Source organism: Bradyrhizobium prioriisuperbiae (assembly GCF_032397745.1).
In the GTDB taxonomy this organism is placed as follows: domain Bacteria; phylum Pseudomonadota; class Alphaproteobacteria; order Rhizobiales; family Xanthobacteraceae; genus Bradyrhizobium_A; species Bradyrhizobium_A prioriisuperbiae.
In genome coordinates this window covers 7,933,723-7,949,009 of record NZ_CP135921.1, presented here as the reverse complement: position 1 = coordinate 7,949,009, position 15,287 = coordinate 7,933,723, and the positions used below count along the sequence as shown (strand labels likewise).

Here is a 15,287-nt window from a genome sequence, read left to right as displayed (position 1 = left end):
GTGAAAATACCTTGGACCTTACAGGTTACCGATGGAGACATGAATAGATACGAACGAACTCGCGCGCCTCGACCGGAGCCGCACGCGCGGCATTCCTGTTTGTCGTCGCCGTCTCGCACGATAACCAGAAATAATTCCCCGCCGGATCGATCACGAGGCGGCTGGGCGAAAAGTTGGCGACCATAACTGACAGATACGGAATGGTCGAGAACCATGCCAAGGGAGCAAGGCCTGGCGGCGTTCGCGACGACGATACGAAGTTCGAATTCCCGAGCTGCGGGTCGGAGTTCTGTCCCGTCGCAAGCGCCGTTATCGCCGCGCGATAGCGGGTCCACGCGCTGACGAATTTTCCGGTTTCGACCACATGGATTGCTGTTGTCAGCAGCAGCACTGCGGCAAATGCTCGAATGGTGTTGTCGGTTGGTGAGGTCAAACCAAACTGCAGTCTGGCGAAACCACGGACCACGATGCCGTCGCTGCTCAGGGCGGCCAGCGCGGCCAGCACGCCGAATATCGGCGTGCCGATCACCATGAGCGTTCTCAGGTAGTAGCGATTGTTCGCAAGCACGGCGTGGTCGATAGCGAGCCAGTACATGATGAGGGCCATCAGGAGCACGCCCAGCGAATAAACATGAGCGCGGGCCGGCGCCACCAAACGAACCGCGGCGTACAATACACCGTATGACGTGAGTGAAACGAGCAACAGCAGCACGACCTCCACTTTGAAGATTGCAGGGTCGAAGACGTGCAGGGCGGCCCGCAGCAGGGCGCTGGCATAATAGTCGTCGGGCGGGAGAATCAGTTTTGAAATCACGGCCAGCACGACCACGACGACCAGACTGGTTGCGGCGCGCACGAACGGGCCGTTCCTGAGGCCGCGCGGGGCCAGCGTCACGACAATGGCGACCAGCAAGATGAGGGCGCCCTCGTGCGTGAAGGCAAGGCCGAGTTGGGCGATAAAAACCAGCGCGGCTCCGGTCCAAGTCCGTCTGGCGTAATGGCAGATCGCCAGTACCGGCCAGAACATCGCATGGGCGACCCACATCTCCGTCGGGAAACCGAAAACAAGCGGGCAGAGCAGGGTGGTGGAGCAGCAGGCGCCAAGAAAGAGGAAGCGGCCGCGCGAGCGATCGATGACAAAGGTCAGGATCAAGCTGGCCAGGGGAGTGACATAAAAAAGAAACCCATAGGCCAGGATTCCTGCCCACGGTTTGTCGGTGAGTCCGACGATCATCTCGGCCGGGAGCAGGCAGAGCAGGTAAACCGATGTCCGGCCGGAGATGTTGTGCCAGTGGAACGCCCAGGCGTCCTGGACGGCAACGGCATAGGAAAACATGGCGCCGTCGCCATAGAGCTCGAGCTGATAGAGCATCGCAACGATAACGAACGCGGCGGACCAGCATAAAGCGCTCGTAACAATCAGAAGTCGCAATGTGTGTGCATCGAAACGGGACAAGGAGGAGCCCGACATTCCACCGACCTTCCGCGCAGGGCACCAAGCCGCTCAACGCGAATAAAGGCGTCCAGCCTCTCGCGGTCAACTATTCCCGGACTTTCCGGTGACTGAGACCTTTTGTTCAGGATGTGATGTCCGAAACGCATCGCTGCGTCTGTTCGCGCGTGCTCTCTTTTGCTGGCCGCACCCGCACAAACACCATTAGTCCCAAATCATTCCGGTCGAAACCCAATGATTTTTATGGCAAACTGGGCCATCGGCGCATTTTTATCGGATCGAACCCCGACTTTGATTTCACCCGTGCAGCTCAGCAGCATTCCCACCAGCAAATTCGCACCCGGTGACCACTGGGAAGAGTTCGTCCATCTGTTTCGCAGAGGGCAGCAGACGCTTCCGCAGGTGTGGGGGGATGTGTTCGGTCCCCTGCGCAAGGGCGCGGTCGACGATCTGGTGATCGTCGGCCAGGTCGGTCAGTCGCTTGACGGTCGGATCGCGACCGCATCGGGGCATTCAAAATACATCAATTGTCCCGCCGGCATCGATCACCTGCATCGGTTGCGCGCATTGGTCGATATCGTTGTTGTCGGTGTCGGCACCGCGATCGCGGATGATCCACAATTGACCGTCCGGCAGGTCGCCGGCCCGCAACCTGTGCGTGCCGTGATTGATCCGCAGGGGCGCCTGAAGCCGTGTGCGAAGCTGTTCCGGGATGACGGCGTTCGCCGCATCCTGATCACCGCAGAGGGCACGCGCTGCACGCCGCCTCCTGGCGTCGAGATCGTCGCCTTGCCGGCCCATGAGGGCAACATTGCCCCGGCGGACATCGTTGGCGCGTTGGCCCGCGCCGGGATGCGAAGGATTTTGATCGAGGGTGGTGCCGATACGGTCTCGCGTTTCCTGGTGTCCCGATGCCTGGACCGGCTGCACGTGACCGTCGCGCCCGTCATCTTGGGGTCCGGTGGACCGGGCATCGCCCTGCCGTCACTGGAGCGAGCCGACGAAGCACCACGCATGCCGGTACGTGTGCACAGGATCGCGGAAGACGTGCTGTTCGACTGCGACTTGACCGCTCAGCGCATCGCCCTCGGCGTCGCAAAGACATCCACGTGACCGACACGGATCGATGAAGGTTTCTGGCTGACAGCAGCCTTGCGCCGCGTGAGCCAGCCTGTGATATCGGCGTCGGATAGCGTTCCCATCTCGCGTGCGGTGCCAGCCCAACCGGCAAGCAATTCGATCTGCATGGCATGATCGTTTGGCCCAATCATCCAATCGGATTGTCCCTGGATAATAGCGTAGCCCTGCGCCTCGAAGCCGCCGATGGCCGCCTGAGCCGCCGTGGGACCGAGCGCCGGGCCGAAGCCCTTGTCGGTGCGCTGATGTGCGTTCACAGCGGCAATCATAGCTGTGTCGAACGGATCGATCGGTGAGAGATCGACGCGGCCGTCATAGGTCAGCGCGGCGTAGACCGGTAACGCCCGCACAGCGACTTGGCGCAGAAACCGGTCCAGCCACGCCAGGGAGACCAGATCCAGCAACGCCGAGATTGTGATCAGGTTGGTCTTGCGGTCGAGGGCTGTGTCCAGATCGCGACTGAGGTCGAACTGCACCGTATTCAGTTCGATATCCTCAGGAACACTGGTGCGGCCCGCGATAGCGAGCAGGGCCGGGTCGTTGTCGATCAGATCCCAGTGTTGCTGGGCCGGGAGGCGGGCGTGGAGAGTGCGGAGGGTGGAGCCGGCCCCGCACGCGAGATCGGTGACGTGAACTGAAGGCGCGGATTCCAGTGAAGCCGTGACGGCGGCAAGAACGTCCGGATTCCGCGCTGCGATATCATGGCGTTCCCGCAAGGCGAGCCACTCAGCCGAGAACCCAGTCATGCCAGCCTCGCGAGGGCGGAGGCGAAAATCTCTCCGGATTGCGGCCACGTCGGCAGCCGTCTGGCCGCGGCAAGTGCGGCCACCGACAGGCGCAGCCGCAGAGCGCTATCCGTGATGGTGCGCCGCAAAGCCTCCGTTAGCGCGGCGATATCACCTGCAGGGACAAGCAGGCCGGCGTCAGGGGGAATGGTCTCCGGGATCGCCCCGCCCGTGGTGCCGATGACTGGCAGGCCATGCGCCAGGGCCTCCGCATAGGCCATTCCGTATCCCTCAAAGGACGATGCAAGGACGAACAGATCGGCTCTATCATAGAGCGTGGCCAGCTGTTGGGACGGTACGGCTCCGAGAACAGCGATGCGGTCACTCAACCCGTAGTGGGTGATATCGGTGCGAAGCTTTGCAGCCGCCGCTGGATCGCGCGTGAGATCGCCGGCGATCGTCAGGCGCCAAGGCAGGCTGGCAAGTGGAGCAAGCGCGCCGACCAGCACGTCAAATCCTTTGCGGGGTATCACGCTACCCACTGAAAGCAGATGAAGCGTATCCTGCCCGCTCCCGCGCGCACGCGGGACAGGGTCATTGCCGGGCCGTGCGACTGTGATGCGGTCGGCCGACACACCGTAATCGGTGGCAATGATCCGCGCGGTGGCCGGACTGGTTACGACGACCTGCGCGACCGCAGCCAGGGCAGAGTGTTCGCTGCGGCGCAGGATATCAGCCTGCTCGGTGGAAAGGTCCATCTCCAGAGCCAGAGGATGATGCACCAGCGCGAGCAACGGATGATGGCCGGCGAGCTCTGCCGCCACCTCCGGCAAGACGCCCAGCGCAAGACCATCGATGATGAGTGGACAGCCGGCCGGCACCGTCAGGAGCCGGGCACGGGCGGTGGATCGGATGGCCTCGCTCGGCCATGGAAATCCTTCGCCCACATCGACAAGTTCGACATGCCAGCCCAGTCGTTCGATCTCGGCAATCATGCGCCTGTCATAAGCGTAGCCGCCGGTCGGGGTCTCGAGACTGCCCGGCACGGCAAAGGCAACACGCTTCACCACAAAGGCGCCTCGTAGTGGGCGCGGGCGACGTGGGATTCCGAAATCGACACCCGGATGGCCTTGAGCTTCCGGCCGTTGCGTCCCAGTTCATCCGCGCGCGCCGCCTTGGCGAGGCTGTCATGGATATGTTTGGTGAGAAATTCGGTGGTTGTGTTTTTGCCCTTGAATTCCGGTATGTCGTCGAGGTTGCGGTAATTCAGCGGCGACAGCACGGCACGCAGCGCGTCGTGCGCACGGCCGATGTCGATAACGATGCCGTTGTCGTCGAGGGTCTCGGCGATGAACGCCGCGTCGACGACGAATGTCGCGCCGTGCAGCGCCTGTGCGGGTCCGAAAACCGCGCCCCTGAAGGAGTGAGCGATCATGATGTGGTCACGAACTTCGACGGTGAACAAGTCAGCTCCTTAAGAGTAGGCGATGGGCTGGCAGAGGATTCCGCTTCCAGCAGCGAGGATCTTTGGCAGGCGCTCAGGCAAATCCGGAAACGCGACCGGGGGCGCCAGCAACGCGTCGAGCCGTGGATCCCTCAGCAGCGCAATGGCCGCAGCAAGCCGTCGCTGATGTGTCCAGCGCGGCCGGTGCGATGGCGCGATCTGTCCGACCTGGCTCGAGACCAGGCGAAGCCGGCGGCTGTGGAAGGGACCGCCCAGCATTGCTGTCACCGCAGTGTCGCCATACCAGCTCATCTCTAGCACCGTGGCCTCTTCGCCGGCCAGTTCGAGAGCCGTGCGCAGCCCCTCGGGCGCGCCGCTGGCATGAACAACAAGATCGCAATCGCCTTTGACATTCCCCGGCCTTGCGAAACCAACACCGAGCGCGCGCGCTAATTCCGCCCGGGCCGGATTGATGTCGACCAGTGTGACGTCGGTCCCCGGAAGCTGCCCGCAGAGGTAGGCGACGAGAGAACCGACCACGCCGGCGCCGATGACCGCGATGCGGTCGGATGGCCCGGGTGCGGCGTCCCAGACGGCATTGAGGGCGGTTTCCATGTTGGCGGCGAGCACCGCCCGCTGCGGAGGCACATTGTCCGGCAGTATCGCGACGGAGCCGGCGGCGATGTTGAACAGGGTCTGGTGCGGGTAGAGTGCAAACACCGTCCGGTTGCGCAATGCTTCGACGCCGTCCTCGATCCGGCCAACGGTCGCGTAGCCATATTTTACGGGAAACGGAAAGCGGCCGGCCATGAAAGGCGCACGCATTCGTTCGAACTCGCTTTCGGGGATGCGCCCGCCAAATACCAGCGACTCGGTGCCGCGGCTGATCGCACTATAAAGTGCCCTGACACGCACCTCGTCTGGTCCTGGCGGTCCGACAATGTCCTGGCGAATCTCGACCTGTTCCGGTCCACAGTACCAGAGCGCCGAGGCAACATCGCCGGTCCCGTTCAGAGCCATTTTTTCCATCTCGGACTGGAATTCCCGACAGGTTGACGTGTTATAGGTGCAGTCTGCACCGCCCGCCGATGAAAGAGAAGTCGTTCCCCCTCGTGTTAGAGCAAACCGCACCCCAGGCAATACAAAATCATGTGGCCGACAAGAGCGTGCTCGCCCGGCGCGTGATGTTCGCGCTGCTCTTTGTGGTGACGATCGCTGTATCGCTGTGGCTTGCGGTGCTGACGCTCGCGCCGGGTGGCTTCGGACTGCTCGATTGTGTGGCGCTTATGCTGTTTGCCGTCACATTGCCATGGATGGTCGCGGGCTTCTGGAATGCCGTGATCGGTTTTGTCCTGCTGCGGTCCGCCATGGATCCAGCGGTCGCGGTGCTGCCGGCCGAGGCGCGGATTCGCGGGGACGAGGCCGTGACCGCGTCGACCGCCATTCTGCTGTGTATTCGCAACGAACTGCCGGATCGAATCCTCAGGAATCTCGAGCCGATGCTCGCGGGCCTCGACGCATCGGGGTATGGCGGGCGCTTCCATCTCTACGTGCTCAGCGATAGCGATTCCGCCGACGTCGCAGCGAGGGAGGAAGAACATTTCGCCGCCCTGGCGCAGCGGTGGCGTGATCGCATCGAAATCACTTACCGGCGCCGCACCGTCAATACCGGTTACAAGGCCGGCAATGTCTTTGATTTTTGTGAGCGCTGGGGCCGCGATCACGAATTCGCCGTCACGCTGGATGCCGACAGCTTCATGACGGCCAACGCGATCCTGCGCCTGGTGCGCATCATGCAGGCTGACCCCAGGCTCGGCATCCTGCAGGGGCTGATCGTCGGCCTGCCGTCGACAAGCCTGTTCGCCCGCATCTTCCAGTTCGGCATGCGTCTCGGCATGCGCTCCTACACCGTCGGCAGTGCGTGGTGGCAATCCGATTGCGGCCCTTACTGGGGGCACAATGCGGTTCTGCGTCTCGACCCCTTCATGACGCACTGCCGGCTGCCTCTGTTGTCCACAGATGGCGAGGAGGAGCGGCATATCCTCAGCCACGATCAGATCGAAGCCGCGCTGATGCGGTCCGCCGGCTACCACGTGCGCGTGGTCGCGCAGGAGGATTTGGGGTGGGAGGAAAATCCGCCGACCCTGCTCGAATTCATGCGCCGCGATCTGCGCTGGTGCGAAGGCAACATGCAGTATTGGCCGTTCCTCTCGCTTCCTAATCTTCGGCCGGTGAGCCGCTATCAGCTGGTGCTGGCCATTCTGATGTTCATCGGCTCTCCAGCCTGGATCGGCCTGCTTGGACTCGCGACCATCGCGCTGGCGCTGTGCGACACTCCGGCCAGCATCATTCGCGCCGATGTCGGCAGCGTGCTGTTCGCCTGGATCCTGGCGATGTGGTTTGCGCCGAAAATCGCCAGCGCCGTCGACATTCTGCTTCGGCCACATGCGCGCCATGCCTTCGGCGGGGCCGGCCGCTTTCTCGTCAACTTCGCCATCGAAACGGTGTACTCGCTGCTGCTGTGCCCGATCCTCTGGATCAGTCACACGATCTTTCTCCTCGGCCTGCTGTTCAACCGCGAGATCGGCTGGATCGGCCAGGTTCGCGACGATCACGCCGTGCCCCTGACATTGGCGTTCCGCAATTTGTGGCCGCAGACACTGATCGGATGGGCCGCGATCGGCGCGGTCGCCGCGACACAACCGGCGGCGTTGCCTTACATCCTGCTGCTGGCCGCGGGTCCGGCTTTGGCCGTCCCCTTTGCGATGGTGACGTCATGGCCGCGGCTCGGCGCACTTGCGGCACGTATCGGTGTTGGCCGGCTTCCAGAAGAGACGACAACTCCGCAGGATTTGCTGGCGCTGTCGTTGCCTGCGCTTCAATCGGCGGTTCGGCCGGTCGTGCCGACTTCGGTGTAAGCGGTGCTCGGGGCTCTCCGGACCGTACGCGCCGCCGTTCGTTCCCTGCGGATTTATTACGGCGACAAAGCACGCACCGCCGCCATGGACCGGCTTTACGGCGATTTTGTCCGGCCCGGAGACCTGGTGTTTGATGTCGGTGCGCATGTTGGCGACCGGGTGGCCTCGTTTCGGCGCCTTGGCGCCCGGGTCGTCGCGGTCGAGCCGCAGCCTGCGATGGTCAGGGTTCTCAAGCTCCTGTATGGCCGCAGCCGCTCGGTTTCCATCGAGGCCGTGGCGGTTGGACGCGAACCGGGGACGGCACCGATGACGATCAACACCGACAATCCTACGGTGTCGTCGATATCAGCCGCGTTCATTGCCGCGGCGCGCGACGCGCCAGGCTGGACATCGCAACGCTGGACCGCAAGCGTGAACGTTCCCGTCACCACGCTCGACGCACTGATCGCCAAGCATGGCGCTCCCACTTTCATCAAACTCGATGTGGAAGGTTTTGAGGCAGAGGCCTTGCACGGACTGTCCCGCGCGGTACGCGCATTGTCGTTCGAGTTCACGACCATTCAGCGCGAGGTCGGGCTTGCCTGCATCACGCGCTGCTCGGCACTGGGCTATGACAGGTTCAATGCCGCACTCGGTGAAAGCCAGGCCTTTGTCGGCGCCTGGATGAGCGCTGCAGACGTCTCGCGCTGGCTGCTCGATCTGCCGCAGGAGGCCAATTCCGGGGATATCTATGCCGTCACGGACTGACCGGCCGGAATCGCAATGGCGTCTGGTCGGGGCCGTTGGTGCGCTTGTCGCCGCGGGCTACGGCCTGACCCTGCTGATCTTCTACCCCGGCATCATGACCTTCGATGCCAAATACGTCTACGAGGACATCGCCAAGGGCACGTATGGCGATTGGCAGTCGCCGGTCATGACGTGGCTGTGGGGTGTGATCGATCCGATCGCCCCCGGTGCAGCCAGCATTTTTCTTCTGGCGGCCGCATTGTACTGGCTTGGCTTTGGGGTCCTGTCGGTTGTCGAGGCGAGCCGCGGCAAGCGCAGCGCGTTGGTGCTGCCGATTCTGGCTCTGCTGCCGCCCGCACTGGTCTTCGTCGGGATCATCTGGCGGGACGTGCTGCTGGCCGGCTGCTGGTTGCTCGCTGCCAGCATCGTGTGTGCGGTATGTGGGAGGCCGTCGTCGGCTCGGCGACCGGCGCAATGGCTGGCGTTTGCGCTGGTTGTCCTGGGCGTGCTGCTGCGGCCGAATGCGCTGCTCGCTGCGCCGATCCTCATCGCCTATGTGATCTGGCCACAGCGGATGTCGCTGCGCCGGACGGCCATCCTCTTCGTGCCGGCGGCGATCGGCCTCTTCGCCACGGTACAACTGGTCTATTATGGCGTGCTGGGAGCAACGCGGCAGCATCCATTGCAATCGATCATGATCTTCGATCTCGGCGGCATCAGCCACTTTGCCAAGGAGAACCAGTATCCGGTCACATGGAGTGCGTCGGAAAACACCCAGTTGCTCAACACCTGCTATGACGCCAGCCAGTGGGACGTCTATTGGCGGCTGGCTCCCTGCGATTTTGTGATGCGAAAGATCGAGCGGGAAGAAGGCCTGTTCGGAACGTCCGCGATCTCCAACGCGTGGCTGCGCGCGATCGGGCGGCATCCGGTCGCCTATCTCGAACATCGGTCTGCATACTTCTGGAATTTCCTCACCGCCGGCAATCTGACGATGTGGCTCGCTGATATCGAACGTCCTAATCAGACGGTTTTCCCTGATCGGGCGGCGTTCAACGCTCTGGTCTCGGTGCATGATTGGTTGAAACCGACACCCTTGTTTCGTCTCGGCGCGTGGTTGTTGCTGTGTCTCGTCGTCTGCGGTGTGGGCTGGCGACGACGTGACACGCGCGAAGGCGTCTTCGCACTTGGATTGTGCGGGTCCGCGACGATTTACATCCTGAGCTTCCTTTTCGTCGGTGTGGCGCCCGACTTTCGTTATGGCTATTGGGCGGTGATCGCCGGCATCGCCGGTGCCTTTGTCGCCGCGTCGGGTTGGCGCAGCGGCGACTCCCTGGAGACTTGAACCAGCGCCTGCCGAGATCAAATCTACTATTTCGCGGGCGAGGCCGGATCGAGGGACGCGGTCCAGGTCTTGTAGTCGGCATCGGAAACGACCGGCAGCTTTTTGACAAACGCCGCGATCGACCAGATCTCGGTGTCCGTGGCGCCGGCCTGCTCGAAACTCGGCATGCCCGTCATGTTGATGCCGTTCTTGATGACCCAGAATAACTGGGCAGGGGAGAGCTCGCCGGCGACCTCCTTCAGGTCCGGCGGATCAGGATGCAGGCCTTCGGAGAATTTCTGCCATTTGACGCCGGGCGCTCCGTGGCAGGTCGCGCAGCCGAACGTTGCGTAAGCCCGAGCGCCGGACTGCACCGTGGCGGGGTCATTGAAGGAGGCGGGCGCTGTTGCGGTCGCGTGGCGATTGATGGACGCCGTGCGCACGCGCGTCAGCGCCCAGGTGACAACAGCGGGATCTTCCGTGGTGCCTGCAATGCTATAAAACCCGCCGAAGAAGAATGCCGCGGCGGCAAGGCCGATCGCGATTGCCAATGCACCGATAGCCGCAAGGATACGCATGGGACACCTCCGACGTGCTGGTATGGAATGCAGATAGAGGCTGTGCGTTCCGGTTCAAGATTGTCGCGGCGGTCGCACCAAACGCTTTAAATTGCAGGATCATCGTTTCGTGATGCCCGCGATGGACGGGGCATCGTCGCCTGATGTCCGCGTTTTGAGAACGAGCGATCTGGCGGTTGGCGCAATGCAATGCGTTGAGAATGGCTGCACGAAACCGCTCGACTGGCGCACTCGGAGAGATTCGAACAGTTCGTATAATGTTCTGAAATCTCTATTGATTTTTTCTGTAACCTTGCCCGAGGGACAAGATGAGGGGCGAGTCTTTGGGAGTAGCGTGGCGTCAAACTTGGTCGACCTCGGCAGAGAGCAACCCGACGTCTTGGCTGATGGATTGGACAGAAAGTTCAAATTTTCAATGAATTAGAGGGCGGCGTGTGCACCGGGAGATCGGGAAAAATCTTGCAACAGCCAACTTGAGCAGGGCAGGCGGAATGATTGGACACACCGGCATTGCCGACTGTCGCGGGATTTCTCGCGTCGTGAAGACCTTAAGCGCCGGTGGTGGGTAATGGAGCCGGCCGGTCTGGAGAACGGCCAGGGCATCGTTTCTGCTGCTTATCTGAGGGATGCCGCCGATGCCCAATGGAATGACGATTCCGGTATCCGCCGCTTCGACGAATTCCTGGCGAAGTACTTTCCCAAGGGCAATCGGGGCGCGGCGGTTGGACCCTTACGGCGTCTGACAGAACCGGCCACCAACGCCAGTTGGTTGATCGCGCTGAGACTAGCAATGTGACAGAGCGTCAGCGGTACGACCGTCGCTTTAACGGTCCGGGTCTGGTGATCTGTTCGATCGAATATCCGGGTCGCGGCATTCGGCATGACGAGCCGCTGGCAACGTCCATCGAGGATTTGGCGGGCGGACTGGCACGCGACCTGCGGGGGTGGCTGGAGGCTGCGCCTTATTCGATCATTGGGCGCACTGGTGGCCTTCAGCTTGGCTCAACGTCTGGAATCAATCAAAGGCGGGGTTCCCACCAGGCTGGTGCTTTGCGGGGCACGCCCGCCCAGCAGCGGAAGAATATCGCCGTGGCATCTTCTGTCACGATCCGAACTCATCGACCGGTTGAAGACATTGGGGGGACTGGCCGATCGGGTCCTCGAAAATGAGGAAGTGCTGGATGCCATCCTGCCGCTGATACAGGCCGACCTCAGCATCGCCGAGAACTGGCAGACCGCGGACGGCCACGCGGGGTCAGTATTCCCCTCGCGGCGGTCGCAGCCCAACGGGACAGTGCGGCGCCGCCCGAGGCGGTGGCGCTTTGGAGTGACTACGCGCTTCGAACGTTCGATTTCCATGGTGGTTCCGGGGACCATTTCTTCCCGCACGCCCGGTCAGAGGAACTTATCGCACTGGCTCACGGCTCGCGGGCTACCATTGGCGAAGGATTGAGGATATAGGTTCATGCAACCTCCAATTTTGGCGGCCCTCTCAATGTTCGATTGTTGTCGGGAGTGTGATCCATGGCCGCTGACGGTACCGGCAACTCGATCAAATCCAATGGCCCCGCCACCAACGGCAAGGCCTATCCGATCGAAGACCACACCTACGACGTCGTCGTGGTCGGCGCCGGCGGCGCGGGCCTGCGCGCCGTGGGGGGGCAACTCCATTGCGAGCTGTGTCTTCCGGTCGGTCCGCTATAACGGGCGCCTATCATGCAAGTCCCCTCTGCACCACGCGACGCCTTGTGGCGGCAGGAAGCCCGTCACCTCGGTCGTTCGGGCTTGACGCTCGCATTCAACCAGCTGCTGCAGCTCGCGATCCCGTTCGTGACAACGAGCATGACCGGACGGCTTGGCGTCGACGCGCTGGCCGCTGGCAGCCTTGTCGGCAGCATCGGGCTGTTGTTGTTCATCACCGCCCTTGGCGTGCTGCAAGGCCTGGTCCCGCTCGTCAGCATGGGCATCGGAGCCGGTGACGATGCGGCGGCCACGCGCGCCATCCGCGGCGGTCTTTTCCTCGCCGTCATGATGGGCCTCGGCGCGACCGCGATCATGGCGGGAGTGCCATGGTGTCTCGCGCGCACCGGTCAGGACCCGGCGCTGGTCGTGCTCGCGCAGCGTTTCATTTGGGGACTGCTGCCCGGCTATTTGCCGGGCATCATCGTGGTCGCGCTGAGATTCTTCCTAATCGCGGCGAACGATCTCAAATGGCTCAACCCTATCATCATCGCGGGCACGGCCTTCAACTTCGCTTGCAATCTGTTGCTTGCCGGCGGCGCCTCGGCCATCGACGGCTTGATGGCGATCGGTCTGACTATTGCGCTGACCAACTGGCTGATGTTCGGCTTGCTCGCCATCGCGATGTGGCATGCGCCGCGCATTCCGAAAGGCCTGCGCGATCGCCGCGCCGGGCTTGCCGTGCGCGAGGTGCTTGGAATCGGCATTCCGGTTGGCGCTATCTTCTTGTCCGAAGCATCGATGTTCACAGCCTCAACCATGCTGATGGGCTATTTCGGCAAGGTCGCACTCGGTGCCCATGGCATCGTCGTGTTGTGGCTCAACATCTGTTTGATGATCCCGATCGGGATTTCGCAGGCCGCCATGGCGCGGATCTCGCTGCTGCTCGGTCAGCGCGATGTCGGCGCCATCAGGCACGCCATAACAGTGGCGCTCATTGCCGGCAGTGCCGCATCGATTGCGGTCGGCGTCGTACTGGTCACGTGCTCTGACACCCTGGTCCGTCTCTTGCTGTGGTCACGGTCGTCGGGCAGCGAGGCCGTGATCGAAACCGCGCGCGGCTTCTTCCGCTTCTGCGCGGCGGTCCAGTTGTTGTCGGGACTCGTTATCGTCATGGGCAGCATCCTGCGCGGGCTCCGCGACGCCAACTCCGTGCTATGGCGCGTCATGCTCGGCTACTGGGGCGTCGGGCTCGGCGGCGCCGTGCTGTTCGCGTTCGGCCTTGGATTTGGCGGCAGCGGAATCTGGATCGGCATTGCGCTCGCGTTCGTCTTTGCAGTGGTGCGGCTCGCGGCAAGATTCCCCGGCGTGCTGGCGCGGCTTGGCCGCGATGCCCGCCCCGAGATGTGCCAGCGGGGGTCAGATTCCGGCCAAAGCAGCGTTCATGCGCGGCCGTAACCCGGCGGACGGCTCTGGACATCAACTAGAAAGTTTTTCGATCTCGGCGTGAGCTTAGTAGCTTCGTGTTGCCGCACCGCTGTTTAGAAGAATAGAATTCCATTAACTTTCGCGATGCTCAATAGTCGCGCAGCAGTCGAAATCGTATGGAAATTCAGCCAAGGAATCTGACGGTCTGGCGAACGCCTGTTCCATTTGCCGGACGAACTGCGATCGGGAGTGGCTTTGATGATTGAGCGACCCACGAACGTTGGGCCATTTCCTTGAGATGCCATTTCCGTCAGACAGAGTGCGAAACAATTGTCGGTTATGAGGTCAGGAGTCCAAGATCGTCGATGACGGCGCGAAGAAGCTGGGCGCGCAGTAGATCTGGGAAAAAGTGTCCGTCGTCAAACATGCGCAGCCGGAACGTCAAATTGGTATGTGTCTGCCATGCTTCGAGCATCGGACGGGTAAGCATTTGATCGAGGCTGCCGCCGTATGCGGAAATCGGCACGGGGAAGGCGGGCTCCTCCTTGTATTTATACGTGTCCATTACGCGCACATCAGAGCGGACAATGTCCAAGAAGACGGCGAGAATTTCCGGATCAGCAAGGACTGAGCCAGGCATCTCTCCGTATCGGCTGGTAACGTCGGCCAAAAAATCTTGATCGTTCAGCTGGTGAGTGGCAGGGCCTGGCGGGCACTGCGGCGCCCGACGTCCGGAGACAAACAGATGTACAGGCAGCGGCTTTTCCCGTCGCCGAAGCTCGCGTGTGAACTCAAAAGCCATTAAGGCTCCAACGCTATGTCCAAAAATCGCATAGGGGCCACCGATCGCGCTGTCGAGACCATCAACGAGTTTCTCGACGAGGTCAGACATCGCTTTGAGGCTTGGCTCTCGGATGCGGCTCTCGCGTCCGGGAAGGTGTACGGCGCACACCTCGATGGCGTCTGGGAGTTCCCGCGCCCAAGAATTAAACATCGAAGGTCCGCGGCCTGCATGCGGAAAGCAAATTAATCGGAGCTTGGAATCCGGGCGAGGTGCTAGCCGAAAAATCCAGGGAGTTTCCATGACGAGGACCCCAAAAACTCATTGTTGAAGCGCCATGACAAGCGCGATGTGTGGTGACGATAGTGACCCGGTATGCCGCCTCTGAGCGTTTGACCTGACCCTTCCGCAGTAATTCCATCACGGCTCCCGCCAATACAAAAAATCCCTGTTTGGCAATCGAATGCGGCGGCCGATGACGTTTGCTCGCAAAAGCGGGACCGTGGTGCCCTGGTCAAGATCCCAGAGAGCACTCATCAATTTACGAAAGGCGAATAAGGGCTTTGGGTCATTCAGCCCAGGAAACGCGATCAGAAAGTCATGGACGCCCCCAAGGGAGATAGTAAATGCCGACCGACGTTGATCGGCATTATTTTCGAGCACCGCGGATGCACCAACGAGCGCTTTGCGCATCTTTTGGTACCGCGCCAGAATTTCCTGAGTGCCGTCAGTATCCATTCACTCCTGCTCCTCTGATCGCTTTTGGATCCGATGATCGCCCTCAGGTGTCAGAAACGGCTACCTTCGGCGTCGTCTGGTTATTTGAAACAAGAGTAAGCGCGGCTCCTCCGCAAGTCTTTTTTGTTCGCGTAACGGACGATATGGAATTTAGCCTGCCCAAGGGAGCGCCAGAGCGCTGTGCTGCCCGAACTCATGAGGTTTCTCTGAAAACTCTTCTGAGTTCAAAAGCGGGTGAGGTCGCTCGCCAGCTCGGCCCAAAGATCGAGCTTCGTATAGCGCGTCAACAATCCCGCCAATGGCGCCCAAAGAGCTCTTTTAAACGAGGCCTGGCCCGCGCGATTGGCTCGGAGAT

The 15,287-nt window shown here is 61.8% G+C and carries 16 protein-coding genes; 8 read left to right on the top strand and 8 right to left on the bottom strand.

Annotated elements, in window-relative coordinates:
- Window positions 1-25: 25 nt before the first annotated feature.
- The gene (locus RS897_RS36840) at window positions 26-1,471 is read right to left on the bottom strand and encodes a hypothetical protein (protein ID WP_315833575.1); all 1,446 of its coding nucleotides are present in this window, start codon (window positions 1,469-1,471) and stop codon (window positions 26-28) included.
- Between the two features lie 159 nt (window positions 1,472-1,630).
- Between RS897_RS36840 and RS897_RS36835 the strand changes: the two genes are divergently transcribed.
- Complete coding sequence (locus RS897_RS36835; RefSeq protein WP_315833574.1) at window positions 1,631-2,566, top strand: RibD family protein; 936 nt, start codon at window positions 1,631-1,633, stop codon at window positions 2,564-2,566.
- Here RS897_RS36835 and RS897_RS36830 read toward each other — a convergent pair.
- The 4 genes from RS897_RS36830 to RS897_RS36815 form a co-directional block, all read right to left on the bottom strand.
- On the bottom strand, window positions 2,527-3,384 hold the full coding sequence (locus tag RS897_RS36830) for a class I SAM-dependent methyltransferase (RefSeq protein ID WP_315833573.1): 858 nt from the start codon (window positions 3,382-3,384) through the stop codon (window positions 2,527-2,529). The two genes, RS897_RS36835 and RS897_RS36830, sit on opposite strands and share 40 nt — an antisense overlap.
- The gene (locus RS897_RS36825) at window positions 3,333-4,310 is read right to left on the bottom strand and encodes a glycosyltransferase family 4 protein (protein ID WP_315833572.1); all 978 of its coding nucleotides are present in this window, start codon (window positions 4,308-4,310) and stop codon (window positions 3,333-3,335) included. The genes RS897_RS36830 and RS897_RS36825 overlap by 52 nt, the downstream gene beginning before the upstream one ends.
- 68 nt (window positions 4,311-4,378) lie before the next feature.
- Entirely contained in the window at window positions 4,379-4,780 is a 402-nt protein-coding gene (locus RS897_RS36820; RefSeq protein ID WP_315833571.1) for a 6-pyruvoyl trahydropterin synthase family protein, read from the bottom strand.
- Between the two features lie 9 nt (window positions 4,781-4,789).
- Window positions 4,790-5,779, bottom strand: coding sequence for a zinc-dependent alcohol dehydrogenase (locus RS897_RS36815; protein WP_315833570.1), 990 nt, complete (start codon window positions 5,777-5,779; stop codon window positions 4,790-4,792).
- 68 nt (window positions 5,780-5,847) lie between these two features.
- On the opposite strand from RS897_RS36815, the gene mdoH reads away from it, so the two are divergent.
- From mdoH to RS897_RS36800, 3 genes are read left to right on the top strand one after another with little or no spacing between them, the layout of a single operon-like run.
- The gene (gene mdoH / locus RS897_RS36810) at window positions 5,848-7,677 is read left to right on the top strand and encodes a glucans biosynthesis glucosyltransferase MdoH (protein ID WP_315833569.1); all 1,830 of its coding nucleotides are present in this window, start codon (window positions 5,848-5,850) and stop codon (window positions 7,675-7,677) included.
- Between the two features lie 3 nt (window positions 7,678-7,680).
- On the top strand, window positions 7,681-8,424 hold the full coding sequence (locus RS897_RS36805; protein WP_315833568.1) for an FkbM family methyltransferase: 744 nt from the start codon (window positions 7,681-7,683) through the stop codon (window positions 8,422-8,424).
- A complete protein-coding gene (locus RS897_RS36800; protein ID WP_315833567.1) occupies window positions 8,408-9,748 on the top strand; it encodes a hypothetical protein in 1,341 nt (446 codons plus the stop codon). The genes RS897_RS36805 and RS897_RS36800 overlap by 17 nt, the downstream gene beginning before the upstream one ends.
- A 26-nt stretch (window positions 9,749-9,774) precedes the next feature.
- On the opposite strand, the gene RS897_RS36795 is transcribed toward RS897_RS36800, so the two are convergent.
- Complete coding sequence (locus tag RS897_RS36795) at window positions 9,775-10,305, bottom strand: c-type cytochrome (protein ID WP_315833566.1); 531 nt, start codon at window positions 10,303-10,305, stop codon at window positions 9,775-9,777.
- Window positions 10,306-10,873: 568 nt separating this feature from the next.
- Here RS897_RS36795 and RS897_RS36790 point away from each other — a divergent pair.
- The 4 genes from RS897_RS36790 to RS897_RS36780 all read left to right on the top strand — a co-directional run bounded on the left by RS897_RS36790 (window position 10,874) and on the right by RS897_RS36780 (window position 13,443).
- On the top strand, window positions 10,874-11,101 hold the full coding sequence (locus RS897_RS36790) for a hypothetical protein (protein ID WP_315833565.1): 228 nt from the start codon (window positions 10,874-10,876) through the stop codon (window positions 11,099-11,101).
- An 84-nt stretch (window positions 11,102-11,185) separates the two neighbouring features.
- Complete coding sequence (locus RS897_RS42400; RefSeq protein WP_407654374.1) at window positions 11,186-11,758, top strand: thioesterase II family protein; 573 nt, start codon at window positions 11,186-11,188, stop codon at window positions 11,756-11,758.
- A gap of 71 nt (window positions 11,759-11,829) precedes the next feature.
- Window positions 11,830-12,009 (top strand): hypothetical protein, encoded by a 180-nt coding sequence (locus RS897_RS36785; RefSeq protein ID WP_315833564.1) that lies wholly within the window; start codon window positions 11,830-11,832, stop codon window positions 12,007-12,009.
- A gap of 12 nt (window positions 12,010-12,021) precedes the next feature.
- Complete coding sequence (locus RS897_RS36780; protein ID WP_315833563.1) at window positions 12,022-13,443, top strand: MATE family efflux transporter; 1,422 nt, start codon at window positions 12,022-12,024, stop codon at window positions 13,441-13,443.
- A 307-nt stretch (window positions 13,444-13,750) separates the two neighbouring features.
- Here the strand turns inward: RS897_RS36780 and RS897_RS36775 are convergent, their stop codons facing one another.
- Together RS897_RS36775 and RS897_RS36770 are read right to left on the bottom strand one after the other, a co-directional pair.
- Window positions 13,751-14,497 carry a thioesterase II family protein gene (locus RS897_RS36775; RefSeq protein ID WP_315833562.1) on the bottom strand — a complete coding sequence of 249 codons (747 nt, stop codon included), beginning with the start codon at window positions 14,495-14,497 and terminating at the stop codon, window positions 13,751-13,753.
- Window positions 14,498-14,614: 117 nt separating this feature from the next.
- Window positions 14,615-14,932 carry a hypothetical protein gene (locus RS897_RS36770; protein WP_315833561.1) on the bottom strand — a complete coding sequence of 106 codons (318 nt, stop codon included), beginning with the start codon at window positions 14,930-14,932 and terminating at the stop codon, window positions 14,615-14,617.
- Window positions 14,933-15,287: the final 355 nt, after the last annotated feature.